The 25,614-nt window shown below is 70.6% G+C and carries 21 protein-coding genes; 13 read left to right on the top strand and 8 right to left on the bottom strand.

The window, feature by feature from the left end; all coding sequences use genetic code 11:
- Positions 1-1,102: chaplin family protein (locus OB08_RS02480; RefSeq protein ID WP_461471770.1), on the bottom strand; the 1,102-nt coding region annotated here is incomplete at its 3' end.
- Between the two features lie 86 nt (positions 1,103-1,188).
- Positions 1,189-2,148, bottom strand: coding sequence for a hypothetical protein (locus OB08_RS02485; protein ID WP_461471772.1), 960 nt, complete (start codon positions 2,146-2,148; stop codon positions 1,189-1,191).
- Between the two features lie 561 nt (positions 2,149-2,709).
- On the opposite strand from OB08_RS02485, the gene dnaB reads away from it, so the two are divergent.
- Entirely contained in the window at positions 2,710-4,086 is a 1,377-nt protein-coding gene (gene dnaB / locus OB08_RS02490) for a replicative DNA helicase (protein WP_461471774.1), read from the top strand.
- Positions 4,087-4,198: 112 nt separating this feature from the next.
- Positions 4,199-4,426 carry a YkvA family protein gene (locus tag OB08_RS02495; protein ID WP_461471776.1) on the top strand — a complete coding sequence of 76 codons (228 nt, stop codon included), beginning with the start codon at positions 4,199-4,201 and terminating at the stop codon, positions 4,424-4,426.
- A 14-nt stretch (positions 4,427-4,440) separates the two neighbouring features.
- On the opposite strand, the gene OB08_RS02500 is transcribed toward OB08_RS02495, so the two are convergent.
- Positions 4,441-4,878, bottom strand: a complete 438-nt coding sequence (locus OB08_RS02500) for a VOC family protein (protein ID WP_461471778.1) — start codon at positions 4,876-4,878, stop codon at positions 4,441-4,443.
- 41 nt (positions 4,879-4,919) lie between these two features.
- On the opposite strand from OB08_RS02500, the gene OB08_RS02505 reads away from it, so the two are divergent.
- Positions 4,920-5,072, top strand: a complete 153-nt coding sequence (locus OB08_RS02505) for a hypothetical protein (RefSeq protein ID WP_461471780.1) — start codon at positions 4,920-4,922, stop codon at positions 5,070-5,072.
- A gap of 15 nt (positions 5,073-5,087) precedes the next feature.
- Here the strand turns inward: OB08_RS02505 and OB08_RS02510 are convergent, their stop codons facing one another.
- Both OB08_RS02510 and OB08_RS02515 read right to left on the bottom strand, forming a co-directional pair.
- A complete protein-coding gene (locus tag OB08_RS02510; RefSeq protein WP_461471782.1) occupies positions 5,088-5,306 on the bottom strand; it encodes a DUF1232 domain-containing protein in 219 nt (72 codons plus the stop codon).
- 133 nt (positions 5,307-5,439) lie between these two features.
- Positions 5,440-9,822, bottom strand: coding sequence for a S8 family serine peptidase (locus OB08_RS02515; protein ID WP_461471784.1), 4,383 nt, complete (start codon positions 9,820-9,822; stop codon positions 5,440-5,442).
- Positions 9,823-10,031: 209 nt separating this feature from the next.
- On the opposite strand from OB08_RS02515, the gene OB08_RS02520 reads away from it, so the two are divergent.
- Together OB08_RS02520 and OB08_RS02525 are read left to right on the top strand one after the other, a co-directional pair.
- Entirely contained in the window at positions 10,032-10,784 is a 753-nt protein-coding gene (locus OB08_RS02520) for a class I SAM-dependent DNA methyltransferase (protein WP_461471887.1), read from the top strand.
- An 8-nt stretch (positions 10,785-10,792) separates the two neighbouring features.
- Positions 10,793-11,314: a DUF1697 domain-containing protein gene (locus OB08_RS02525; RefSeq protein WP_461471786.1), complete on the top strand. Its 522-nt coding sequence runs from the start codon at positions 10,793-10,795 to the stop codon at positions 11,312-11,314.
- A 74-nt stretch (positions 11,315-11,388) separates the two neighbouring features.
- On the opposite strand, the gene OB08_RS02530 is transcribed toward OB08_RS02525, so the two are convergent.
- Positions 11,389-11,832 (bottom strand): iron chaperone, encoded by a 444-nt coding sequence (locus OB08_RS02530; RefSeq protein WP_461471788.1) that lies wholly within the window; start codon positions 11,830-11,832, stop codon positions 11,389-11,391.
- Positions 11,833-12,043: 211 nt separating this feature from the next.
- Here OB08_RS02530 and OB08_RS02535 point away from each other — a divergent pair, with 211 nt between their 5' ends.
- The 7 genes from OB08_RS02535 (at position 12,044) to OB08_RS02565 (ending at position 20,111) form a co-directional block, all read left to right on the top strand.
- A complete protein-coding gene (locus tag OB08_RS02535; protein ID WP_461471790.1) occupies positions 12,044-15,301 on the top strand; it encodes a M36 family metallopeptidase in 3,258 nt (1,085 codons plus the stop codon).
- A 6-nt stretch (positions 15,302-15,307) separates the two neighbouring features.
- Entirely contained in the window at positions 15,308-15,697 is a 390-nt protein-coding gene (locus OB08_RS02540; protein WP_461471792.1) for a hypothetical protein, read from the top strand.
- A 17-nt stretch (positions 15,698-15,714) separates the two neighbouring features.
- Positions 15,715-16,104, top strand: coding sequence for a TIGR03618 family F420-dependent PPOX class oxidoreductase (locus tag OB08_RS02545; protein ID WP_461471793.1), 390 nt, complete (start codon positions 15,715-15,717; stop codon positions 16,102-16,104).
- Between the two features lie 131 nt (positions 16,105-16,235).
- A complete protein-coding gene (locus OB08_RS02550; RefSeq protein WP_461471795.1) occupies positions 16,236-17,621 on the top strand; it encodes a pyridoxal phosphate-dependent decarboxylase family protein in 1,386 nt (461 codons plus the stop codon).
- Between the two features lies 1 nt (position 17,622).
- A complete protein-coding gene (locus tag OB08_RS02555) occupies positions 17,623-19,041 on the top strand; it encodes an amidase family protein (protein WP_461471798.1) in 1,419 nt (472 codons plus the stop codon).
- Between the two features lie 36 nt (positions 19,042-19,077).
- On the top strand, positions 19,078-19,788 hold the full coding sequence (locus OB08_RS02560) for an acyl-CoA synthetase (RefSeq protein WP_461471800.1): 711 nt from the start codon (positions 19,078-19,080) through the stop codon (positions 19,786-19,788).
- Positions 19,785-20,111, top strand: coding sequence for an amino acid transporter (locus OB08_RS02565; RefSeq protein WP_461471802.1), 327 nt, complete (start codon positions 19,785-19,787; stop codon positions 20,109-20,111). The genes OB08_RS02560 and OB08_RS02565 overlap by 4 nt, the downstream gene beginning before the upstream one ends.
- Before the next feature lie 29 nt (positions 20,112-20,140).
- Here OB08_RS02565 and purB read toward each other — a convergent pair whose 3' ends face one another.
- Positions 20,141-21,523, bottom strand: coding sequence for an adenylosuccinate lyase (gene purB, locus OB08_RS02570; RefSeq protein WP_461471804.1), 1,383 nt, complete (start codon positions 21,521-21,523; stop codon positions 20,141-20,143).
- Positions 21,524-21,559: 36 nt separating this feature from the next.
- On the bottom strand, positions 21,560-22,066 hold the full coding sequence (locus tag OB08_RS02575) for a low molecular weight protein-tyrosine-phosphatase (RefSeq protein WP_461471806.1): 507 nt from the start codon (positions 22,064-22,066) through the stop codon (positions 21,560-21,562).
- A 226-nt stretch (positions 22,067-22,292) separates the two neighbouring features.
- Here OB08_RS02575 and OB08_RS02580 point away from each other — a divergent pair, with 226 nt between their 5' ends.
- Positions 22,293-25,526: an ExeM/NucH family extracellular endonuclease gene (locus OB08_RS02580; protein WP_461471808.1), complete on the top strand. Its 3,234-nt coding sequence runs from the start codon at positions 22,293-22,295 to the stop codon at positions 25,524-25,526.
- Positions 25,527-25,614: the final 88 nt, after the last annotated feature.

The raw sequence follows: 25,614 nt of genomic DNA on the forward strand, positions 1-25,614 counted from the left end.
GGACGCCGTCGGTGCCGTCGGTCTCGCCGGCTGCGCCGTTGCCGGTGCCGCCGGTGGTACCGGTGGTGGTGCCTTCGCTCGAGCTGTCGCCGATCACCGAGATGGCGTTTCCGCCGGCGGTGATGGGTGCGGCGATGGGTGCGAGCACCTGGGTGCCGCCGAGGACGCCGTCGGTGCCGTCGGTCTCGCCGGAGGCGCCGTTGGCTCCGGTTCCGCCGGGGGCGGCCGTGCCGCCCGAGGAGGAGCTGTCGCCGATCACCGAGATGGCGTTTCCGCCGACGTTCACCGGTGCGGTGACGGGGGCGAGCACCTGGGTGCCGCCCAGGATGCCGTCCTCGCCGCTGGTCGATCCGCCGGACGCCGTGCCCGCGCCGCCTGCCGAGCCCGCCGTCGTGGCCGCGCCCTCGCTGCTGCTGTCACCCAGCACCGAAATGGCGTTTCCGCTCACCGTGACCGGAGCCGTCACCGGTGCGACGACCTGAGAGCCACCGAGGATCGAGTCCTCGCCGTCTGTCATCGCCTCGGTGCTCGATCCGCCGTTCGAGCCGGCGGCCGGCGCCGTCGTGGCGCCCTCGCTCTCGCTGTCGCCCGCGACCGAGATGGCGTTCCCGCTCACCGTGATCGGGACGTTCACCGAGACGAGGCCCTGTGTGCCGGACAGCAGGCCGTCGTCGCCCGACGTCGAGGCCGAGCCCGACGGCGCGCTGGTCGGAGCGGGCGCCGTGGTGGCGGCATCCGTCGACGAAGTGTCGCCCACGGCAGACACCGAGTTGCCCGACACCGTGACCGGGACGTTGACCGAGACGACGGCCTGGGTGCCCGATGCGGTGCCGCTCTGGCCGCTCGTGGTCGGAGCGGCTGGGGCCGCAGGGGCGGGAGCCGGAGCCGGCGTAGACGCCTGCTCGCTCGTGGAGTCGCCGAGGACGGACAGCGAAGTGCCGCTGACCGTCACCGGGAGATTGACGTCGAGGAGGGCCTGGGTGCCCGAAAGCAGCCCGTCGTCTCCTGTCGTCTCGGCCGCGTTGGCGACCGTCGCGCCGAGCAGCGTGATGCCGCCGGCCAGTAGCGTGCCCAGCAGGGCGCGCTTTACGTAAGTGCGCATGATGTTCCCCTTTGTTGACTGAAGTTGGTCGCAGCGCGTGAGGGCGCGCTGATGCTCATCCGCCTCGAGAGGCGGCGGCGACCGGGTCAGTCAGGGGAGACGTCGGTGGATCCTGCGGGCGCCGGCGGCGCGTGCTCGTCCTCGGGTCCGGCACGACGCCCCCAGGCACGGAGAGCGGCGAGCGGACCGAAGGCGACGAGCGCCCAGGCGCCAGGACCCGCACCACCGGGTCCTGAGGAAGAAGCGGACGGCGGGCAGAGTCCTCCCGCCGGAGTGAGGGGTCCACGCGCGTCGGATGACGCGGTGGACGGCAGGACGGAGGCGCTGGGTGCGGAGCCGGGCTCGTACGCACCGTCGAAGATCAGGAGAGCGGATGCCCCGCCCGACGCGGCCGCCGTCGCCGTCATCCCGTCGGCCGACGGCTGGGCCGCCGGCTCGTCGAGAACGGCCGGCGTGCGCGGCAGCGCGGGGTTCACGGGAGGCAGAACGGGCGAGCCCGTCGACGGCTGGCCGATGGCGGCGCCCGTGTCTTCCACGGCGCCCGTGAGACCGCCGAGCGTCTCGTCCACGGTGTCGGCGAGGTCTTCGACTGCCTTGTCGGCGCCGATTCCGGTGACGATGTCACCGACGACGGGAACCTGCGTCACGACCTCGACGACCGGGTCGGTGACCGCACCGACGACATCGTCGGAGACGACCTCGACGACGGGCTGCGTCACCTTCTGGACGACGGTCCCGACGGACTGGACCACCTGGCGGACCGGTTGCTGCACCGGAGCGGGAGCGACCTCGACCACGGTGTTCACGACTTCGGTGACGCCCGCCGTGGCCCCGGTCACCGTGCCGGTCACGGCGGAGGCGGTCTCGTCGACGACGGACGTCACGGCACCCAACAGGCCTTCCCCGTCGTCGGCGTCCTCCGCATGCGCGTGCCCGGAACCGAGCCCGAGCAGCAGGGAGAGGACGACCCAGGCGAACGCGGTCGCGGCCCCGACAAGGGCCAGTCGCCAGATCCTCGACAACGACTGCGAGGTTGCGATCTCCACGTTCACCTCCCACGACGAGTAACGCCGCACATTCCGAGTGGAATGCGCTGAGGGTGCCTGGACTGAAAAGGGTAGCGCTCTCCCGAATGCGTGTCTACACCCCTGCGCTCGCGGGGTCGACGGTGCGGAATCGGGCTGGACACAGCGGCGGGATTGTGCACAGGTGAAGGTTCGACGACGAACCTTCAAGCGGGACTTCAACCACATCGTCCTCCACAGCCTGTGGAACAGCGAACTCCCGGTCAGCGATTGAAAATGGAGACGGTGGAGCGAGATCCATCCGACTTCTCCACAGTCGTTGTTCACAGGTCTACCGGCGTTTCTCGCAGTCTTTCCACACAGTTATCCACAGCCGCTGTTGCGACTGTCGCACCCCCTGCCTACGTTGGTCATCGGCCCTCCGGGGGGAGGCAGAGCACGTCTGTGAAGACGGGATCCGGGTCAGTGCCGGCTTCCGATCGCGCAGCGGTCGCGGCATCCGGTCCCCCTCTCGCAGCGCCGTGCCCAGCTTCCCGGCGAGCCGCCGTGACGGAATCGAACGACGTGGAGGATCCTGCACCTATGTCGATCGCCGACATCTCCGAAGAGCGCATGGGCGGCCCGCGCGAATTCGAGCGCACTCCCCCGCACGACCTCCTCGCCGAGCAGAGCGCGCTCGGAGGCATGCTGCTGTCGAAAGATGCCGTCGCCGATGTCATCGAGACCCTCCGAGGCACCGACTTCTACATCCCGAAGCACGAGCTGATCTTCGAGGCGGTCCTCACCCTCTACTCGCACGGCGAGCCCACCGACGTCGTCGCCGTCACCGACGAGCTCATCAAGACGGGCGAGCTGCAGCGGGCCGGCGGCGCCGACTACCTGCACACCCTCACCTCGATCGTTCCGACTGCGGCCAACGCCGGGTACTACGCGTCGATCGTCTCGGAGCGCGCGCTGCTGCGCCGACTCGTCGACGCCGGCACGCGCATCGTGCAGATGGGGTACTCGGGTCAGGGCGAGGCGCTCGACCTCGTCAACAACGCCCAGGCCGAGATCTACTCGGTCACCGGCGCCGAGGCAGCCGAAGACTACGTCCCGCTGACGATCGCCGTCGACGCCGCCGTCGAAGAGATCGAAGCCGCCCGTGGCCGGGACGGTCAGATGACCGGCATCCCCACCGGCTTCTCCGGACTCGACCAGCTCACCAACGGCCTGCACCCCGGTCAGATGATCATCATCGCGGCCCGCCCCGCGATGGGTAAGTCGACGCTCGCGCTCGACTTCGCCCGCGCGGCGGCGATCAAGCACGACATGCCGACGATCTTCTTCTCGCTCGAGATGGGTCGCAGCGAGATCGCGATGCGCCTGATGAGCGCCGAGGGCTCGATCCCGCTGCAGGCGATGCGCAAGGGCACGCTCGACTCGCGCGACTGGACCACGATCGCCGCGACCCGCGGGCGCATCAACGACGCACCGCTCTACATCGACGACAGCCCCAACATGACGCTCGTCGAAATCCGGGCGAAGTGCCGGCGGCTGAAGCAGAAGGCCGGTCTCAAGATGGTGGTCATCGACTACCTGCAGCTCATGACGAGCGGCAAGCGCGTCGAGTCGCGTCAGCAGGAGGTGTCGGAGTTCTCCCGAGCCCTCAAGCTCCTGGCGAAGGAGCTCGGGGTGCCCGTCGTGGCGCTGTCGCAGCTGAACCGTGGCGCCGAGCAGCGCGCCGACAAGAAGCCGGCGCTCTCCGACCTGCGTGAGTCGGGCTCGATCGAGCAGGATGCCGACATGGTGGTGCTCCTCCATCGCGAGGCCGCTTACGAGAAGGAGAGCCCGCGCGCCGGCGAGGCCGACCTGATCGTCGCCAAGCACCGCAACGGCCCCACCGACACGATCACCGTCGCGTTCCAGGGCCACTTCTCACGCTTCACCGACATGGCCCCGGGTGGGGACTTCCAGTAGCGGCGGGCGCTGACGCTGTGGCTCAAAGTCGCGCTGCTCACCGTGGCGTGAACGTGACCGATTCGTTGTCTGACCTGGGCCGACGGACCTGAGACTGCCGCACACTGGATGCATGTGGAGGTTTCTCAAGGCGGTCAGGACGCGTGAGCATCGCGTCGCCCCGACGACGTGGGTCGCCGCGATCGCGGCCGTCGTCTACACCTTCGCGCCGATCGACCTGATCCCCGAGCTCCTGCTCGGACCGCTGGGCTTCGCCGACGACGCCGGCGTCTGGACGATCTTCGCCGTCCTCTTCGCGCGCGAGCACAGCCGCTGGCGCGCCGGCCTGACCCCGCGCTGACCGACGCGCGCGGGCTACGCCTTCTTCAGCTCCTCGGCGAACATCACGATGATCCCGCTCGGGCCCCGCACGTACGTCAGCTTGTAGACGTCCTGATACGTCGCGACGCCGCGCAGCGGGTGGCAGCCGTGCCGCGCCGCGATCTCGAGCGCCGCGTCGATGTCGTCGACCGAGAACGCGACGCGGTGCATGCCGATCTCGTTCGGCATCGTCGGCTCGGTCTCGATCGCGTCGGGGTGGATGTACTCGAAGAGCTCGATCTGGCCATGCCCGTCGGGTGTCTGCAGCATCGCGATGCGGGCGTGATTGCCGTCGAGGCCGACGGCGGTGTCGGTCCACTCCCCGCTCACGGTGTCACGCCCGACGACCGTGAGACCGAGGTCGGTGAAGAAGGCGATCGTCGCCTCCAGGTCGCGAACGGCGATGCCCACGTTCTCGAATCTGATGACCATGCGACGCATGCTAGCCAGCGGGCCCACAGCAGAGGAGCCCCTTGCGCACCGCGTCCGCCATCAGCTGGCCCTTGTTGTTGAGCGTCCCCGAGATCGAAGTCGACGAGAACATCGCGCCGCGACCCGAGGAAGAGATCGCCGACGTCGCCCGCGCCGTGCCTGACACGACCGACCACGCCCACCCAGGCGAGTGAACGCAGCCCGCAGCGCTACGCCTTGACGGTCAGCCCCGCCTGCCAGCGTCGCTGCTCGCGGACGAACAGCACCGCGAGGATGCCCCAGACTCCGAGGTCGTCGGTGAGGCCGAACGGCCCGAGCAGCAGCTCGGGGATGAGGTCGATCGGCGCGAAGGTGTAGACGACGGCGGCGGCGCCGACGACCCACGTAGCCGGAGCGACCCGGTGCTCGCCGCGCTTCACCGCGCTCATAAAACTCCACCACATGGGGTCCAGTGTGCGCGCGCTCGGTGGCGAGTCGGCCGGGTGAACGCTGGGACGATGCCGTGAAAGCGCCGCGTCCCGCCGAACCTGGCGGACGGTTCGACGGGACGCGGGGCGAGCGCTAGTCGCGCATGCCCTCCGGGATGCCGAGCAGCACCGTGCTCGACGGCGACCCGTCAGGACCGCCCTCGCCGTAGAGCATCAGTTGGTGCTCGTTGTTGATGTCGAAGCTGTAGGTGGCCATGAACCACTCGCCCTCTTCGACCGGCACCATGCCGGACAGATCCCACAGGCGGCCCTGGGGGTCCCACATCGCCGACACGGCGAAGTACGGCGCGAGCTCGACCGTGCCGAGCACCCAACCATCGTCCGACACCTTCTCGGCCGTCGCGTCGTAGCCGTAGTCGGCGAGGCGCGTCATGCCGCCCGATTCCGTCCACACGAACGCGTCATGCCCGCTCGTGCCCACGACGGTTCCCGACGCGTTCACGTCCATGGCCGTCGATGACCACTCGCCGGGGAGCGTGCCGAGATCGCGCACCTCGCCGGTTGCGGCATCCCACATCACCGCATGCGGGTCGTGCTCGGCGGTGTGCGAGCTGCCCACGACGGTTCCGGCGTCGTTGAGCGCTCGCGTCTGCGACGCGGACGGGTCGCTCGAGAGGTGCGCCAGCTTCGTGAACGTGCCGTCGGCCGAGCGCGCGAACGGGTCGCTGTAGCTGCGCCAGGTGCCGTCGGGCTCCTGCGCCGTCAGCTCGCCGAATCCGACGATCGTGCCGGCGTCGTTGATCGCCGTCGCATAGCCGCCCGAGTAGTCGCGCCAGTCGGGCGCGCCGATCACGGTGTGCGTGCCGTCGGCCGCCCACATCGCAGGGACGAAGCTCCACGAGCTGTCGGTCACGACACCGACGGCCACATGGTGGTCGTTCATGCCGAGCGCGGATCCGTATTCGCTGTCACCCATCGGCAGGTTCACGAATCCGCCGTCGGCCGTCCACGTGGTGGGCGTCATGCGAGCCTCGTACTGACGGTCGCCGGCGACCGTGCCGTCGTCGGTCAGCGCCGCACCGACGAAGGGCGGTGCCCAGCTCACCACGTCGAGCTGCGGCACCTCGACCTTCGAGATGTTCACCGCAGCCGCGCCGATGATCGTGCCGTGCTCGTTGGCGACCCGCACCCGGGCCACCATCGGCTCGTTCGACAGCTGGCGGGCCGCCACGGTGAGCGCGCCCTCGACCGGCATCGACTCCCCTGCCGACAGCGCGAACGCCGCGTCGCCGGCGGGCTTCACGGTGCCCTGACCCTTCGAGAACATCTCCTCGTGGTAATCGAACATCACGCCGCCATCGGGGACGGAGACGCCGGCGACCACGAGGTAGTACGTGCCCGGCTTCGGGTCGTCGATGACGATGCGCTCGGCACCGTCGCCCGTCGTCGTGCCGACGCCGACGGGCGTGCCGCCGAAGTAGACGTAGAAGTCCAGATCGGCTGCCTCGCGCGGAGTGAGCGTCATATCGAGCCGTGTCGCCCCGCGCGGGACGTAGAGCATGTTCGCGGTGATCTCGCCCTGCGACACCGTCGAGAACAGGTTGGCGATCGTGCCCACCTCTCCCTCGGCGACGCGCGCGTCGACCGGGCCGAACGCGTTCGTGCCCGTGAGGCTGACGGCGGTCGGCTCGTTCATCGTGACCGAGTCGAGCGTCGTCGAGACCGGCTCCAGGCTCATCCCCTGCAGCGCGACCTTCGCCGAGTAGGCGTTCGCCTCGGTGGCCGATGTGCGGCGCGCCTCGATGACGAACTCCCACACGCCGGGCTTCGGCCGGTAGACGGCACGATCGTCGGCGTCGCACTCCGCCGGGTCGACGTAGTCCGTGTAGCAGTGGTTGCTCGCGTTCGAGTCAGCCGGCATGCCGTCGGGGTCGATCGGCAGCACGCGCACCTGGCTGCCCGCCGCGACGCCGTCAAGCGTCAGCTGCAGCGCCTCGACGCCCTCGGGGACGGGAACGAGGATCGACGTGCTGGCGCCGCGACCGAGCGTGCCCTTGCCGGTCACCGCGTAGTCGGGACCGGTGAGCGGCGTCGTGGCGAGCACGGTCACCGCGACGAACTGGTCGATGCCCTGCGTCGCAGGGTCGTCGATCGTCATGATCGCGCTGTGCACGCCCGAGTGCTTCGCCCTCGCCGTGACCGAGATGTCGGCCGCCCGGTCCTTCTTGAGCGGCAACGCGGAGCGCGCGCTGAACGTGCCGTCGTTGCCGATCCAGCCGATGCGGTGCACGACGTTGCCGCTCCCGCCGCTCGTGCGCGTCACGCCGACCTCGTACGTCTTGGATTCGCCGGTCACCTGACCGCCCTCCGCGGGGAGGCAGCGGTTGTAGACGCCCGCACCGGTGTGCGGCGTTTCGAGCAGCGCCGACAACGAGCTGCAAACGGGGGCGGACACCGAGATGGCGGTGGTCGCGACCTTCTTCGACAGCTGCTCCCAGGTGGCCACGGTGTCGATGACGCCTGCGCCCTGAGCGGTGGTCGGGATGCCGGGGATCGGCCGCGCCGTGCCCATCAGCGCCGTCTTCAGCCCGGCGGGGGTCACTGTCACCGAGCCGGCCTTCGCGGCGGAGAGGAGCAGCGCGGCGGAGCCCGTCACCTGCGGAGCGGCCATGGACGTGCCGTTGAGCATTCCGTAGCCGGCGGGGAGGTCGTACCCGGTCTCGGGCACCGCCTGGCCCGCGAGCCACATCGGGATCGTCGAGACCGCCGATCCGGGCGCCGCGAGCTGCGGGGCCAGGGCGCCGTTCTCGGCAGGACCGCGCGACGAGAACCCGAAGATGCCGCGCTCGGCCTTCACCTTGGACCCGTAGTTCGCCCACCACGTCGCCGAGCTGACGGATGCCGCGACCGAGATCGCCTTGCCCGCCACCGACGGCGAGCTCACCGTGTTGGTGCCGAGCCCGTCGTTGCCGGCCGAGATGACGATCTGCACCCCGTACTGGTCGATGAGCTGGTCGTAGAGGTCGGCGATGACGTCGGACCCGTCGTTGAGCGGCGGGAGGCCGCCGATCGAGAGGTTGACCACGTCGACGCCGCGGTTGACGACGAGGTCGATCATGCCTTCGGTGAGCGCTGCCTGCGTGCACCCGCCGTCGAACGTGCACGCGCGCGACGACACGATCTGCGCGCCGGGGGCGGCGCCGTGCATCTTGCCGCCGAACATCGATGTGGCCGCGACGATGCCCGCCACGTGCGTGCCGTGCGAGGCCGACGGCAGGCCGATGCTGACGAAGCTGGCGGTCTCGCCCGGGTAGCCGGCGGGCGTCAGGTCGACGCCGTCGCGGTACTCCACGACGAACGGGACGCGCTCGTTCTCGGGCGTCGCCGGGTCGTCGGCGCCGAAATGGCCGATCTGGCGGTCGACGGCGAACGGCGCCATCGCCGGGGCGTCGGTGAAGTCCTTGTCGTCGTCGGAATCGACCCAGATGCGGTGAGTCGACGGCTCGTACAGCACGCCGTAGGCGTCGTACACGTCGCCGTTGCGGTTGAGGTCGCCCTCGAAGTCGCCGGCCGACGTGGCGAGCTCGTAGAAGAAGCCCATCATGAAGTCGCCCTCGGGCGCCGTGTAGGTCGAGCCGCCGTAGCGGAACGACGGTCCGGTGCGCCGATCGGACACCTCGACCCACGTGCCGTCGTTGTCGGCCAGCGGGTCGGTCGCGGTGACCCAGTCGACGATCTTCGGCTTGCCGTCGCTCGTCTTCTGGAGCGCCGGGTGGTCGACGTCGACGCCGGTGTCGAGCACGCCGACCACGACACTGCGGCCGTCCCAGGCCGGGTTCGCCGCGATGAAGTCCGTGGCACCGGTTTCCTGCACCGGCATGTAGGGGTTCGCGGCCGGGGTCTTCGCGTCGGGCGCGGCGGGGCCGGCGCCGCGCGTCGCGGGGGTCGCGGCATCCGTCCCCACCTCCGGCGACGGGATGCGGAATGTGCGGTTCAGGTCGATCGCCTTGACGACCGACATGCCCGCGAGGTCGGTGACGCTCTCGGTCGGCACCGTGGCGCGCACGTACCCGAGCTTCTCGGTGACCGAGCCGACCGTGCCACCGACCTTCTCGACGGCGGCGACCACGTCGTCTGCCGCGCCTTTGCGGGCGACCATCATGACCGTGACGGTCTCGGTCTCGTCGACGGTCGCCTGCTGGAGCAGCTTCGTGTCGGCCGCGCCCAGCTTGTCGGCGGCGGCGCCGGACGAGCCGATCGAGTCGACCGGCTGGAAGCCGTCGCCCTTCGTCTTCTCGTACAGCTTCGCGCCTGCGGCCGATCCGGCCTCCGGTGCCGCGCCGAGCGATCCGCCGCCGGGGCGTCCTTCGGCGAAGGGACCTGCGGGATCGGATGCCGCGGACCCGCCGCCCGGTGTGGGCGTCGGCGCCGCGGCGGCACCGATCGGCGAGATCATCATCGCCGCGCAGACCACCGCCGCGGACGCGGCTCCGATCCACTTCCTACGTGTGCTCATCGTTCTCCTAGTGGGGGGATGGAGACGGGCGTCATCGTCGACGCCGGTCGAGCGCGCTCGGTAAGGGTGTTCCGAGCACTCGCGTTCGACCCTCCCAGCGCGCTCGCGCGCGGGTCAATCGACCGCGGCGGCGGATGAACGACATGGCACGAACCCGCCCCGCGATGCACCCGTTGACCCGACGGCGGCCGACCGGGATCATGGCGGGAATGTTCGATCAGCAGCGGATCTGGGACGAGGACGTCGCGCGGCAGTACGACACCCCTGGCGAGGGGATGTTCGCCGACGACGTGCTGGGGCCCACGGTCGAGCTGCTGGCGGAGCTGGCTGACGGCGGCCGCGCGGTCGAGTTCGCGGTCGGCACCGGACGCGTGGCGATTCCCCTGCGGGGCGCGGGGGTCGAGGTCGTCGGCATCGAGCTGTCCACCGCCATGATCGCCCGCCTGCGCGAGAAGGTCGACGGCGACCGGCTGCCCGTCGTGGAGGGAGACATGACGACGGCCCGCGCCGACGGCCGGTTCTCGCTGGCGTACCTCGTGTTCAACACGATCTCCAACCTGCTCACCCAGGACGAGCAGATCGAGTGCTTCCGCAACGCGGCGCGCCATCTGCAGCCCGGCGGGCGCTTCGTGATCGAGCTGTGGGTTCCGCAGCTGCGCGCGCTCGCGCCGGGGCATCGCGGCACGGTCGAGGTCAGCGAGCCGGGCTACCTGCTCGTCGACACGATCGACACGCTGCGGCAGCTGCTCGTCTCGCACCACGTGCGCTTCGATCCCGAGGTCATCGGCAGCCGCGACGCGCGCATCGGGCGCTCGCCGCATCGCTACATCTGGCCCAGCGAGCTCGATCTGATGGCGCGCCTCGCCGGGTTCGAGCTCGAGAGCCGCTGGGCCGACTGGAGCCGCGGCGAGTTCACCGGCGAATCAACCAGCCACGTGTCGGTCTACCGCCTGAGCGACTGAGGCAGCCGGTGCTCCACGTCGCCTTCGTGCGCAACCTCAACCAGGGCCAGCGTGGGCATCCGTTGACGCGTGATCTGCTCGACGCGTTCGAAGACGCCGGATGCCGCGACCCCGCGTGCTTCCAGAGCAACGGCACCGTCGTGTTCGCGGCCGATGACCCGGGAACCGCCGTCGTCGATGCGATGCAGGCGCTCGCCGCTCGGTCAGGAGTCGAGCGCGAGACGTTTGCGATGGCCCTCGAGCAGGTCGCTGCGATCGTGGAGGCGCACGCCGGTGCGGCCGACGCCGACCGCCGCGAGCTGACCCTCCACGCCGGCGGGATCATCGATCGCTCCGATCCCGACGTCGTGGGCGAAGCGGCGCGCCGGCGCTGCGTCATCGTCGACGCGGGCCCGGGCTGGGTGGTGTCGTCGAACGAGAGACCTCGGGAAAGCAATGCGACGCCCGTCGTCGAGCGTCTCACCGGATCGCCCGCGACTTCGCGGGGGCTGCCGACGCTCGTGCGCCTCATCGGCCGCTTCGGCGGCTGACGACGTCGGGCATCACGGGCCGGCCGGAGGCCTGACGACGGGGGCAGGATGCCTCGGCCGGCCCCCGTCGCGGGTCACGAGACCGCGGCCTTGACGAGGTCGCTGAGGCGCTTCTCGGTCTGCGGCGTGATCGCGAGCAGCGCGAACGCCGTCGGCCACATGTCGCCGTCGTCGAGGTTCGCCGGGTGCTCGAAGCCGACGGTCGAGTACCGGGTCTTGAACTTGCCGGCGGGCTGGATGAACACGACGATCTTGCCGTCGGCATTGGCGTACCCGGGCATGCCGTAGTAGGTCTTCGGCACGAGGTCGGGCGCGACCTCCGACACGATGCGGTGCAGGCCCTCGGCGAGCGCCTTGTCGGAGGCATCCAGCTTCGCGATCGCCTCGAGCACCGCCTTCGTCCCGGCCTCGCGGTTCTTGCCCGCCTTCTCCTGCGCGCGCAGCTCCTTCGCCCGCTCCTTGACGGCGGCCCGCTCGTCGGCGGTGAGTCCGCCCGATGTCGTCGCCTTCTCGCTCATCAGCCTTCTCCTTCACGGTGTTCGGCCGGGGACCCGGCCTGTGATCCTCACGTTATTCCCGGGGGCGAGGCATCCGCTTCTCCGATCCTGACCGGTTCGCGACGACGAGAGCTCTTGTGCCTCACGCGCGGCGGGAGTATCGTGCCGCGCGGCTTGAGACCCGTTGTCCGCGCCGGTTGGGGGCGCCGCGGGTCTCGTTGAGGGGGCCACGATGTCTGCATCGTCGCATGTCGTCCGGTTGGGTTGGGGAGCGGTTCTCGCGAGCGCTCTCCTCGTCTCAGGTCTCGTCGCACCCGCGGCCGCAGCGCCCGACGAGGATGCCGGGCCGCCGAGGGTCGTCGTCGACGAGGCGACGGGCCGCGTGCTCGCCGATGTCCACGGCGATCCGCTCACGGAGCCGAGCGGCGCGGCGCCCGGCGACGTCGCACTCGCCTACGTGCAGGCGCACGCGGCCGACTTCGGCCTCACACCGCAGCTCGCCGCGGGCGTCTACGTGCACAAGGCTCTGCCGCTGAAGGGCGGCGGCACCGCGGTGCATCTGGGTCAGCGGGTCGACGGTCTGCGGGTGCGCGACGCCGTGATGACCGGTGTGGTCGCGGCCGACGGCAGCCTGCTCACGATGGCGGGGTTCCTCGCGCCGGGTGACGGCTCGGGAACGTCGGCCGGGCTCACGGCTGCTGCGGCGATCGACGCTGCTGCCGAGGCGCAGGACGCCGACGCGAGCCGTCCGCTGCGCGAGGCGAACACGAAGTCCGCCAAGCCCCGCGAGTATCCGAACGTCTACGCCGAGGGGGTGACGGAGCCCGCGCCGGTGACGTCCGAGCTCGTCTGGTACCCCGAAGCGAACGGCACGGCGCTGCGGCTGGCGTGGCTCACCGACATCGAGTCGTCCGACCACGCGTGGTTCGAGACGGTCGTCGATGCGAACACCGGCGAGGTCATCGAGCAGCGCAGCCGCTACGCGCACGCCGGCCCCGAGGGCGACGTGTTCCGCGAGGAGCACCCCGAGGCGGCCGGCGCGACGCGTCAGACCACCTCGTTCTCGGGTGTCAACGGCACGTGGGTCGACGACCGCACGACGAGCGGCAACAACGTCAACGCCTACCTCGACCGCAACGACGACGACTCGAACAACGAGTACCAGCCGCAGACGCCGGCCAGCGGCGACCCCGGGTACCAGCACTTCGCGTACACGTGGACGGATGCGTGGCGCACGACCGCGGACGTCGACTCGGTGGCGGCGCTCGACGCCGACCGCGACGCCGTCATCACGCAGCTCTTCTACTACACGAACGTGATGCACGACTGGCTCTACGGGCACGGCTTCGACGAGGCGAGCGGCAACTTCCAGGTCGACAACTTCGGCAACGGCGGCAGCGGGGGTGACCCGGTGCTGGCCGAGGCGCAGGACGGCTGGGACATGGGCTGCATCGACGACCAGGGCACGCCTGCGCCCGGTGACGACGTGGCCATCCGCTGCCTCAACAACGCGAACTTCGGCACTCCCGCCGACGGCGCGAGCCCGCGCATGCAGATGTACATGTGGGCGCCCGGCCGCCCGTTCCGCGACGGCGACATGGACGGCGACGTCATCGCGCACGAGTACGGCCACGGGGTCTCGAGCCGGCTCGTGGGCGGCGGCAACCTCGGCTACAACGACTTCGATCAGCGCGGCGCGCTCGGCGAGGGGTGGAGCGACGTCATCTCGATCCTCAAATGGGACGACGCGGTGGTGGGCGAGTACGTCACTGGCGACGCCGTGAACGGCATCCGCTCGGTCGGCTACGACCTGTCGACGCGCACGTACCAGTCGTACAACACCGGCTCCGGCAGCGGACACGGCAACGGCGAGATCTGGGCGGCGACGATCTACGACATCGGCCAGCTCTTCCCGGGCGGTGTCGAGCCGCTCGCGACCCTCGTGCTCGACGGCATGAAGGCGACGCCGGCGAACCCGACGTACGTCGACGCGCGCGACGCGCTGCTCACCGCCGACGGCGGCGCGAACCGCTGCCTCATCTGGTCGGCGTTCGCCGACCGGGGCCTGGGCACGGCATCGACGACCGGACTCGACACGGTGCCCACCGCGAGCGACGACGTGCCCGCCGAGTGCGAGCCGACGGCCGACGCGGGCGGACCGTACGCGACCGACGAGGGGACCGATGTCGCGCTCGACGGCAGCGGCTCGGCGGCCGGATCCGACGCGAGCGCCGGCGCGATCGCGTCGTACGAATGGGATCTCGACGGCGACGGCCAGTACGACGACGCCACCGGTCCCACGCCGACGTTCACGACGGTCGGGCAGGACGGCGTCTTCACGATCGGCCTGCGGGTGACCGACGAGTTCGGCCGCACGGCAGAGGCGTCGACGACGGTCACCGTCGCCAACGTGGCGCCCACGGTCGTCATCGACGCCATCGCCCCGATCGACGAGCTCGGCACCGTCACGGTGACGGGCACGGTGACCGACCCGGGCTGGCTGGACGACCTGTCGGCCACGATCTCGTGGGACGACGGCGCCGCAGCGGTCGCGCTGACCGGCAGCGAGGAGAACGCGCGTCCCGACGCGACGCTGAGCTTCGAGGTGCAGCATCAGTACGGCGACGACGGGGACTTCACCGTCGAGGTGTGCGCGGCCGACGACGACACCACCGGCAACTGCGACACCGAGGTGGCGGCGGTCGCGAACGTCGATCCGACCGCGACCATCGACACGTCAGGGGAAGAGGTCTACGACGGCCAGTCGGCGTTCGTGCTCGAGGCCGGTGAGGAGCTGACGGTGCCGGCGACCACGACCGACCCCGGCAGCGACGACCTCACCCTCACGTGGGAGTGGGGCGACGGCACCTCCGACGCCCAGACGTCGCTCGTCAACCCGCCGTTCGCCGACCCGCCGAAATCGCCGTCCGTGCAGCCGCGCGACGTCACGATGGAGGAGAGCCACATCTACGGCGACGCGTGCCTCTACGAGCTGGGGCTCACCGCGACCGACGACGACGGCGGGGTCTCCGCCACCGACACCGCCGCCGTCGTGGTGACGGGTAACGCCACGGTGTCGAAGGGGCACGGCTGGTGGCTGAACCAGTACCGCGTGAAGAAGTCGAACGACTTCACCCCCGCCGAGCTGCAGTGCTACCTCGACATCGTCGGGCACTTCAGCCTGGTGTTCAGCGAGGAGAAGGATGCCTCGACCCGCGCCGCGGCGACGCTCGTGCTGCAGAACCCGGCCAAGTCGCCCGCCGACGTGATCTTCGACCAGCACGCCCTGGGCGCCTGGCTGAACTTCGCCAACGGCTCGGTGAGCCTCGACACCCCGGTCGACACGGTCGGCGGACTGGCGCCCGACACGACGTTCGGCGCGGCGATGCTCACGGCCGAGACGGTCCGCGTCAACCCGGCGTCGACGTCGGCGCAGATCAAGGCGCAGAAGGACATCGTCGAGCGGATCGCCACGCAGAGCGGACCCTGACCGGAGATGCGGAGGCTGCTGCTCCCCGCGCTCGCGCTCGTCGCCCTGCTGACGGGCTGCGCGAGCGCGGGGCCGCAGCCGGGTCAGGATGCTTCGCCGCGGCCCGGGGCCGCGGCATCCGAGTCTCCCGTCGCAGAGCCCGCCCCGCGCTTCGTCGGACCGGCCGACGACGGGGCGGTGTACGCGCTCGCCGTCGACGCGACCACGACGCTGCGGCTGCCCGCCGGCGACGAGACCGAGCCGGAGCTCGAGGGTGGGGCCGTGCTGCTCATCCCGGTCGTCTCGGTCGCGGGCGACGGTGCACGGGAGTGGGAGATCCGCGGCGCGGAGTCCGGCACGGCGGTCGTGCGGGCTCCCGGAGACGACGGCTGGGAAGTGACGTTCGTCGTCGGCTGACGTGCGATTCTGGAGGGGTGCTGACCCCCGCTGCGATGGAGTTCCTCGCCGAGTATCACCTGGCGACGCTGTCGACCCTCGGGAGGAGCGACCGCATCCACGCGGTGCCCGTCGGCTTCACATACGAAGACGGGCTCGTGAGAGTGATCGGCACGCGCGGTTCGCAGAAGTTCCTCAACGCCGCGCGCCGCGGTCGCGCCACCGTCTGCTCGGTAGACCGCGCTCGGTGGATCAGTTTCGAAGGATCGGTGCGGGTGTCCGACGACGCGGCGGCCGTCGCGCACGCCGTCGAGCTGTACGCGGCGCGCTACCGGCAGCCCCGCGTGAATCCCGAGCGGGTCGTGCTCGAACTGCGCGTCGAGAAGGTGCTCGGCTCGCCGCAGTTCCGCCCCGCGGTGACGCCGTGACCCTGCCGAGGTGGTTGATCCTCAACACCGCCCCGACCGATCGAGCGGACGGATGCCGCGGCATCCGCTCTGCTTGTCGTTGCCGTCGGCACCGCCTACCGTGAGGTGTCGACCCAACCGTGGAGCACCAGATGACCGCCCCCTCGCAGCCCGAGCAGATGCACGCCATCTCCGACGAGACTCGTCGCACCGTCGACGACGTGCTCGACTACGCGCGCCGCCGCGCCCTGTTCGAGAACGTGCCGCTCGACAAGCCGATGACGCCGAACGACCTCGCCCGTCTCGCGTCGGGCTCGATCACCGACGACGGCATCGGCTCGCGCCGCGCGATCGCGCTGTTCGAGAACGTGCTCGCGCCCGCGTGCATCTCGACCGACCACCCCGGCTACCTGTCGTTCATCCCGTCGGCGCCGAGCAAGGCGTCGCTCGCGTTCGACGTCGTCGTCTCGGCCTCCGCCATCTACGGCGGCTCGTGGATGGAGGGCGCCGGCGCGGTCTACGCCGAGAACGAGGTGCTGCACTGGCTCGCACGGGAGTTCGGGCTGCCGGCCACCGCGGGCGGGGTGTTCGTGCAGGGCGGCACGATCGGCAACCTCTCGGCGCTCGTGACGGCTCGGGACGCCGCGCGCGAGCGCAACCGCGAAGCCGGGCGCCCGGATCCGGCGCGCTGGAAGGTGCTCTGCAGCGCCGAGGCGCACTCGTCGATCGCGTCGGCCGCGTCGGTCATGGACGTCGACGTCGTCACCGCCGCCCCCGACGCGGGCGGACGGCTGCACGGCGACGCCGTCGCGCGGGCCCTCGACGAGCACGGCGACGCGGTGTTCGCGGTCGTCGCGACCGGCGGTACCACGAACTTCGGCATCGTCGACGACATCGCAGGTGTCGCCGCGGCGACGAAGGAGCGCCAGGTGTGGCTGCACATCGACGGTGCGTACGGCCTGGCCGCGATGCTCGTCGAGGAGATGCGCCCGGTGTTCGCCGGCGTGGAGCTCGCCGACTCGGTGATCGTCGACCCGCACAAGTGGCTGTTCGCGCCGTTCGACGCGTGCGCGCTGATCTACCGCGAGCCCGCACTCGCGCTGCACGCGCACACCCAGAAGGCGGAGTACCTCGACACCCTCACCGAGACGCCGGACTGGAACCCGTCCGACCTCGCCGTGCAGCTCACGCGGCGCTCGCGGGGCCTCCCGCTGTGGTTCTCGCTCGCGACCCACGGCACCGCGCAGTACCGTGCGACGATCGCGCACGGCATCGACCTCGCGCGCCGCATCGCCGACGAGATCGAGCGCCGCGACGGGGTGTCGCTCGTGCGCGACCCCCAGTTGTCGGTCGTCGTGTTCCGACGAGAGGGATGGAGCCTCGTCGACTACCAGGCGTGGTCCGACCGGCTGCTCGACGAGCAGCGGGCGTTCGTGGTGCCGAGCTCGCACGCGGGCGAGCCCGTCCTGCGCTTCGCCATCATCAGCCCGCTCACGACGTACGAGCTGCTCGTCGAGATCGTCGACTCTCTCGCCTGAGATGACGACGAGCGCCCCGGACCTCGGCAGCATGTCCGCTGCCGCGCTCGCCGCCGGAGTGCATGCCGGGCGATGGACCGCGTCCGACCTGTGTGCGGCGGCGATCGCACGGATCGAGGCGTACGACGGCCATGTCAACGCCGTCGTCGTCCGCGAGTTCGAGACTGCGCTCACCGAGGCAGCCGCCACCGACGAGGCATGGGCCCGCGGCGACGTGGATTCCTTCGCCCGGCCGCTTCTCGGCGTCCCGATCACCGTCAAGGAGAGCTTCGACCTGCGAGGCCGCGCGACCACGTGGGGTTCGGAGGCGTTTCGACACCACCGCGCCGAGAGCGACGCGGTGCCGGTGCGACGGCTGAAAGAAGCCGGCGCCATCGTGATCGGCAAGACCAACGTTCCGGTGTGGCTCGACGACTGGCAGTCCGACAACCCGATCTACGGGCGCACCCGCAATCCGTACGACCTCGCCCGCACGCCCGGCGGGTCTTCGGGCGGCTCGGCGGCGGCGCTCGCCGCCGGGTACACAGCGCTCGAGCTCGGATCGGACATCGGGGGGTCGATCCGCGTGCCTGCCGCGTTCTGCGGCGTGTTCGGTCACAAGCCGAGTTGGAACCTGCTCGCCGCCGAGGGACACGCCCCAGGGGGTCTCGCAGGAGTGCAGCCGCCCCTGGCCGTCATCGGACCGCTCGCGCGCAGCGCCGGCGATCTTGCCCTGGCCGTGGAGCTCCTCGCCGGTCCCGACGAGTTCTCGCCGGCCAACCGGCTCGATCTCCCGCAGCCGCGACACACTCGCCTCCGCGACTTCCGCGTACTGGCGCTCGACACGCACCCCGAAGCGGCGACCTCGTCCGCCGTGAAGGAGGCGGTTCAGGATGCCGCGGATCGAGCGGTCGCGGCGGGTGCCACCGTGTCCTGGTCGTCGGAGCTGTTTCCCGACCTCGCCGAGGTCCTGGAGCTGTACCGCACCATGCTGCGGGCGGTCGGTTCGCGGCGGGGTCGTGCCGGTTCGCCATCCCTTCCCGTGCGGGAGTGGTTCGAGCTGCTCGACCGCCAGCTGTCGGTGCGCAGACAGTGGGTCAGGCTCTTCGACGAATTCGACGTCGTCATCGCGCCGGTCTACGGAACCGTCGCCTTCCCTCTCTCCGACGAGCCCGACAACGACCTGCGCCGCATCGACGTGGACGGCAGCGCCGAGCCGTACGTGGCGCAGCTCGCGTGGCCCTCGATCGCATCGTTCGCCAATCTGCCCGCGACGGCCGCGCCGGTCGGACTCAGCGCCGACGGGCTCCCGCTGTCCGTCCAGGTCATCGCCGGGCATCTCGACGATCTCACCGCCATCACGTTCGCCGGCCTCATCGCCCTCCCGACGCCCCCTCCGGTCATGCCGGGCCCGGCGGCCCTTCCCAGCAGCCCGAACTAGACTGTAGGCATCCCTTCCGCTTCGCAGGAATCCGCCGTGACCTCAGCTTCTTCCGCCCGCACGTTCGACGTGCGCCACGTGCAGCTCGCGCGTGCCGCGTTCGCGGCGCTCGCCGCGCTGATGATCACGTTCTCGCCCGACCACTCCGCGCCGGTCGGGATGTCGGTGTTCAGCGGTTTCGCGATCGCCACGGGTCTCGTGCTCCTCCTCGCCGTGTGGCTCGTCTACCCCGCCGGGCGCCGCTGGCCGGCGGCCGCCCTCGGCGGTGTCACCCTCGCGGCGGGCATGGTCGGCGGGCTGATGCCGCTGCGCACGATCGCGGGCTTCTTCGCCGTCGTCATCACCTGGGCCCTCGTCAGCGGTCTGCTCGAGCTCATCGCGGGCTGGCGCGGGCTGCGCAGCCCGCGCGCTCGCCGCGACGTCGCTCCCGGGGTCGCCGACGCACGCCCCGCGATCGACCCGGGCCCCCGCTCCGACAGCCGCGACGGCGTGGTGGTCGGCGCCCTCGGAATCCTGCTCGCCCTCGCCCTCGCGGTCGTCCCCGCCGGCTACTCGCTGCAGTACACGATCGAGGACGCGCAGCAGACGTTCACCCTGACGGGCATCATCATCGGCGTCGGCATCTTCGGGGCGTACGCCGCGATCGTCGCCGTCTACCTCGGGATCGCCGGCTTCTCGCCGCGCAAGGACGCCGCGGTCACGACCGCTCCGGCAGCCGCTCCCGCCGACCAGAAGGATCCCGCGTGAGCGACGACCGCCCCACCCGCCGCGACCTCATGAAGCCCGTGCAGCTCCTCGGGCTGGCGTTCGGCGCTGCGCTCTTCGCCGGCATCGTCACCCTCGTCTCGATGGGCTTCTTCCAGGCAGGCGGCGCCGGCAAGGCTCAGGCTGCGATCGTGTTCGCCCTCGTCGTGGCCGGCATCACCTTCATCGCGGTCCTGCTGATCGTGTCGCTGCTGCTGCTCGCCGTCGATCCCGCGCAGGTCGCGAAGCAGGTCGACAAGCCGGTGCTGCTGCCCGACGAGGACGACGGACCGGATGCCGCGGCATCCGCCGACCCCAAGGCCTGACCCGCGCGCCTTCGGCCGCCCCTGGGGCGTCAGCCGAGCTCGTCGACCAGCTTCGATGCGAGGCCGTCGTAGGTCGCCGGCGTGAGTGCCAACAGCCGCTCCTTCGCCGTGTCGCCGATGTCGAGGCCCTTCACGAACTCCGCGAGCTCGGCGGCGCCGACGCGGCGGCCGCGCGTGAGGTCCTTCAGCAGCGCGTAGGGGTCGGTGATCTGCGAGCGGCCGGCGGCGATCTCGGCCCGCACGACCGTCTGGATCGCCTCGGCGAGCACCTCCCAGTTGGCGTCGAGGTCGGCGAGCAGCACGTCCTCGGCCAGCGAGATCTCGCCCAGCCCGCGCTGCAGGTTGTCGAGCGCGAGAAGCGAGTGACCGAACGCCACGCCGATGTTGCGCTGCGTCGTCGAGTCGGTCAGGTCGCGCTGCATCCGGCTCGTGACGAGCGTCTGCGACAGGGTCGCGAGCAGGCCGCCCGCGATCTCGAGATTCGCCTCGGCGTTCTCGAAGCGGATCGGGTTGATCTTGTGCGGCATCGTCGACGAGCCGGTCGCGCCGGCCACGGGGATCTGCGTGAAGTAGCCGATGGAGATGTAGGTCCACACGTCGGTCGCGAGATTGTGCAGGATGCCGCCGGCATGCCGCACGCGGTCGTAGAGCTCCACCTGCCAGTCGTGCGACTCGATCTGCGTCGTGAGCACGTTGAATCCGAGACCCAGGCCCTCGATGAAGCCGCGGGTGAGAGCGGGCCAGTCGACGTCGGGCTCGGCCGCGAGGTGAGCCGACCACGTGCCGGTCGCGCCGGAGAACTTCGCGAGGTAGTCGCCGCCGTCGATCTGATCCGCGACGCGGTTGAGGCGCCACGCGAAGACCGCGAGCTCCTTGCCCATGGTCGAGGGCGTGGCCGGCTGGCCGTGGGTCCTTGACAGCATCGGCGCATCGCGATGCCGCACGGCGAGGTCGGAGAGGGCGGTGATGACGGTGCGCAGCTTGGGTAGCCACACGCGCTGGACCGCGCGCTGGACCGTGAGGGCGTACGACGTCGAGTTGATGTCCTCGCTGGTGCACGCGAAGTGCGTGAGCTCGGCGATGCCGTCGAGGCCCAGCGCCGAGAGGCGATCGCGGACGAGGTATTCGACGGCCTTGACGTCGTGGCGCGTCACCGCCTCCTTCTCGGCGAGCCAGTCGATCTCGGCCTGGCCGAACTCGAGGTACAGCGCGCGCAGGCGCGCCTTGTCGTCGTCGGACAGCGGCGACGTGCCGAACAGGGAGCGGTTGGTGAGGACGATGAGCCACTCGACCTCGACCTCGACCCGCGCACGGTTGAGGCCGGCTTCGGAGAGGTAGTCGGCGAGCCCCGTGACGGCGGCGCGATAGCGGCCGTCGAGCGGGCTGAGGGGCTGAGGGGGGAGAGAGGTCACGGTGCTCCCGTCGGAACGCAGAGGGCGACGCCGGCGTCAGTGCACCGGTCGGATCGCGGGTTCGAGCTGCCGGAAGAGCGCCCGGCTCGCACTCTCGATCATACCGAGCACCTCGTCGAACATTCCGGGCCCGGCATAGTACGGGTCGGGCACGTCGAGCGTCGAGGCCGCCGGGTCGAACGACAGCAGGAGGGCGATCTTGTCGCTGTCGGACTCGCTGCGCGCCCATCCCCGAAGGATCCGTTCGTGGCTGCGGTCGAGCGCGATGACCAGGTCGCTGTGCGCGAAGTCGGCGTGGGTGAACTGCCGGGCGCGGTGGCGGGTGCCGTCGTACCCGGCGCGGTCGAGCGCGTCGATGGTGCGCTGGTCGGCCCGCTCGCCCACGTGCCAGTCGCCGGTGCCGGCACTCGACGACGCGACGCGGGTGCCCAGGCCTGCGGCATCCGCGAACCCCCGGAAGACCACATCGGCCATCGGCGACCGGCAGATGTTGCCCGTGCACACGAACACCACGCGAAAGGGATCGCCGGGGCTCGCGGTCATGGCGTCCATTCTGGCCCCGGGGCCCTCACCGTCAAAGGGTCGCCGCGGCGGCGGAGGAGCGGCCGTTACCGAACGTTAACGAACTCTCCTCCGCGGAGCCTTCCCTGGCGAGGACCGCTCGCCTAGCCTGACCCGGTAGGTCTACCGGCCTCGCTCTTCCCCAGCGCGCATCGACCATCCGCGCGCCCGCACCGTGGAGGTTTCCTTGTCCCATCCACCCCGCCGCGTGACCGCCTCTTTGGCGGCCGCTGCACTCGCCTTCACGGGCGTCGTCGCGTTCGCGCCGCCGGCGACCGCCGCCGCCGGCGACCTGCTCATCAGCGAGTACGTCGAGGGCGGCTCGAACAACAAGGCCATCGAGGTCTACAACCCCACCGACGCCGCGGTCGACCTCGCCGCGGCCAACTACACCCTCAAGGTGTACTCGAACGGGTCGGCGACGGCGGGCCAGACCGTCGCGCTGACCGGCTCGGTCGGCCCCGGTGACGTGCACGTCGTGGTGCAGTCGCAGGCGGTGGCGGGACTGCTCGCGATCGCCGACCAGGTCACCACGTCGTCCCTCTTCAACGGCAACGACGCCGTCGCCCTCGTCAAGGCCGACACCGCGGTCGACGTGTTCGGGCAGATCGGCGTCAACCCCGGCGACCCGGGGTGGGGCGCAGGAACGCCGAACGCGACGACCAACCGCACGCTCCAGCGCGCGGCCGACGTGTGCGTCGGTGACCCGAACGGCGGCGACGCCTTCGATCCCGCCGCCGGATGGACTGGCCTCGCCCAAGACACCTTCACCGGCCTCGGCGCTCACACCGCGAACTGCGGCGACGTCCCCCCGCCCGCGGCGAAGGTCGTCATCAACGAGTTCTCGGCCGACACGACGGGTGCGACCGACGTCGAGTACGTCGAGCTTCTCGCCGACCCGGCGACGACCGACCTCTCGGGCTACCGCGTGCTCGAGATCGAGGGCGACGTGAGCGGCACGGTGACCGGCACGGTCGACGAGGTCATCGCGTTCCCGGCCGCCGACGCCTCGGGCCGCAGTCTCGCCACGCTCACCAATGGCGCGCTCGAGAACGGCACGGTCAGCCTGCTGCTCATCACGGGCACCGCCCCGGCGCTCGGCACCGATATCGACACCAATGACGACGGTGTCATCGACGACGGCCTCGGCTTCACGGTGGTCGACGCGATCGCCGTCAGGGATGCGGCATCCGACCTCACTTACGGCGGGACCACCCTCGAGGTCTCGTACGACGGCTTCTCGTTCGACCCGGGTGGCGCCTCGCGCATCCCGGACGGCAAGGACACCGGAACCGCCGCCGACTGGCTGCGCAACGACTTCGAGCTCGCCGGCTACAACGGCACGGCCGGAACCCCCCAGTTCAAGGAGGCCTACAACACGCCGGGCGCCGCGAACGCGGCGGTCCCGCCGCCACCCCCGATCGAGGCCGGCTGCGACCTCGAGACCGCATCCATCGCTTCGGTCCAGGGCTCGGGCGCCGCGTCGCCACGAGACGGCCAGAGCCTCCGGCTCGAGGGCGTCGTGACCGGCGACTTCCAGGGTGCTGACGGCTTCGACGGCTTCTACATCCAGGATGCGGGCGACGGCGACCCGGCCACCTCGGACGGCATCTTCGTGTTCTACAAGGACGCCCCCGATGTCTCCGTCGGCGATGTCGTGAACGTCGCGGGCAAGGTCAAGGAGTTCTCGGGACTCACGGAGCTCGAGGCGATCGATCTCGAGGTCTGCGCGACCGGCCAGTCGCTGCCCGAGCCCGTCGAACTCACGCTGCCGGCCACCGAGCAGCAGCGCGAGGCACTGGAGGGCATGTACGTGACCCTGCCGCAGCAGCTGACCATCGGCGAGACCTTCGACTTCGCGCGCTTCGGCACGATCAGCCTCACGGTCGGCCGTCAGTACCAGCCGACCCACCTGTTCGACGCCGGCTCGGTCCAGGCAGAGGCGCTGAAGGCGAAGAACGCTCTCGAGAGCATCGGCGTGGACGACGGTCGCGGCGTACAGAACCCCGACCCGGCGCTCCACCCGAACGGCGACGAGTTCACGCTGGAGAACACGTTCCGCAGCGGCGACACGCTGACCGATGTGACCGGTGTGCTCGACTGGCGGTTCCTGACCTGGGGCGTCCAGCAGACGGAGGACGCCGAGTTCGCCGAGGGCAACCCGCGCCCGGACGTTCCCGAGGTCGGCGGCGACCTGAAGGTGGCGAGCTTCAACGTGCTCAACTACTTCACGACGCTCACCGGCGCCGACGCGCGCGGCGCGAACGACCAAGCCGAGTTCGATCGCCAGGAGGCGAAGATCGTCACGGCCCTGGCAGAGATCGACGCGGACGTGTTCGGCCTCATCGAGATCGAGAACGACGAGGAGTCGTTCCCGCTCGAGACGCTCACTGCGGCGCTGAACGAGCGCCTGGGCTCGGATGTCTACGACTACATCGAGACGGGCCTCATCGGAACGGATGTCATCACCACGGCCCTCATGTACAAGCCGGCGTCGGTGACGCCGGTCGGCGACTTCCAGCTGATGGACGAGGAGAAGGACGAGCGCTGGCTGGACGACTTCAACCGTCCGGGTCTGACGCAGACGTTCGCCGACAACGCGGGCGCGACCTTCACCGTCGTCGTCAACCATCTGAAGTCGAAGGGCTCGGTCTGCGACGCGGTCGACGATCCGGAGGACCCCGACGGCCAGGGCAACTGCAACGGCGTGCGGACCGCGGCAGCGTCGGCGCTCGCCGACTGGCTCGCGACCGATCCGACTGGGCAGGGCACCGTGGGCCGCGAGCTGATCCTCGGCGATCTCAACTCGTACGCGCAGGAGGACCCGATCCAGGTGCTGACCGGGGCCGGGTACACCGACCTCGAGGCGAAGTTCCACGGCACCGAGGCGTACTCGTACGTGTTCGACGGGATGCTCGGCTACCTCGACTACGCGCTGTCCGGCAGCGACCTCCTCGACGAGGTGACCGGGGCATCCGCGTGGAACATCAACGCCGACGAGCCGAGCCTGATCGACTACGACATGTCGTTCAAGAAGCCGGCGCAGGACGCGCTCTACGCGGAGGACGAGTTCCGGTCGAGCGACCACGACCCGGTTGTGGTCGGCCTGCAGCTGACGCCGCCCGACACGACGCCGCCGACGATCCAGGCGACCGCCGACCCGTCGTTCATCCTCGCGCCGAACAACAAGGATCGCGACGTCACCGTCTCGATCGAGGCGGAGGACGACAGGGGCGAGGTGACGGTCGATCTCACGAGCGTCACGACGAACGGCAAGCCGCGCGCGGCGTGGACCGAGATCGACGACACGCACTTCACGGTCAAGGCCGCGAACGGCGCGATCTACACCTTCACCTACACGGCGACGGATGCCGCGGGCAACACCGCGACCGACACCGCGACGGTGGTCGTGGGGATGAAGGGGCTCCTCGAGCTCCAGTGATCCCGGCCTGACGAAGACGCCGGTCCCGTTCTCGGGGCCGGCGTCCTCGCGTGCGCGCAGGAGAGCGGATGCCGCGTCCCGCCGCTCC

The sequence above is a fragment of the Microbacterium sp. HJ5 genome (assembly GCF_054824025.1).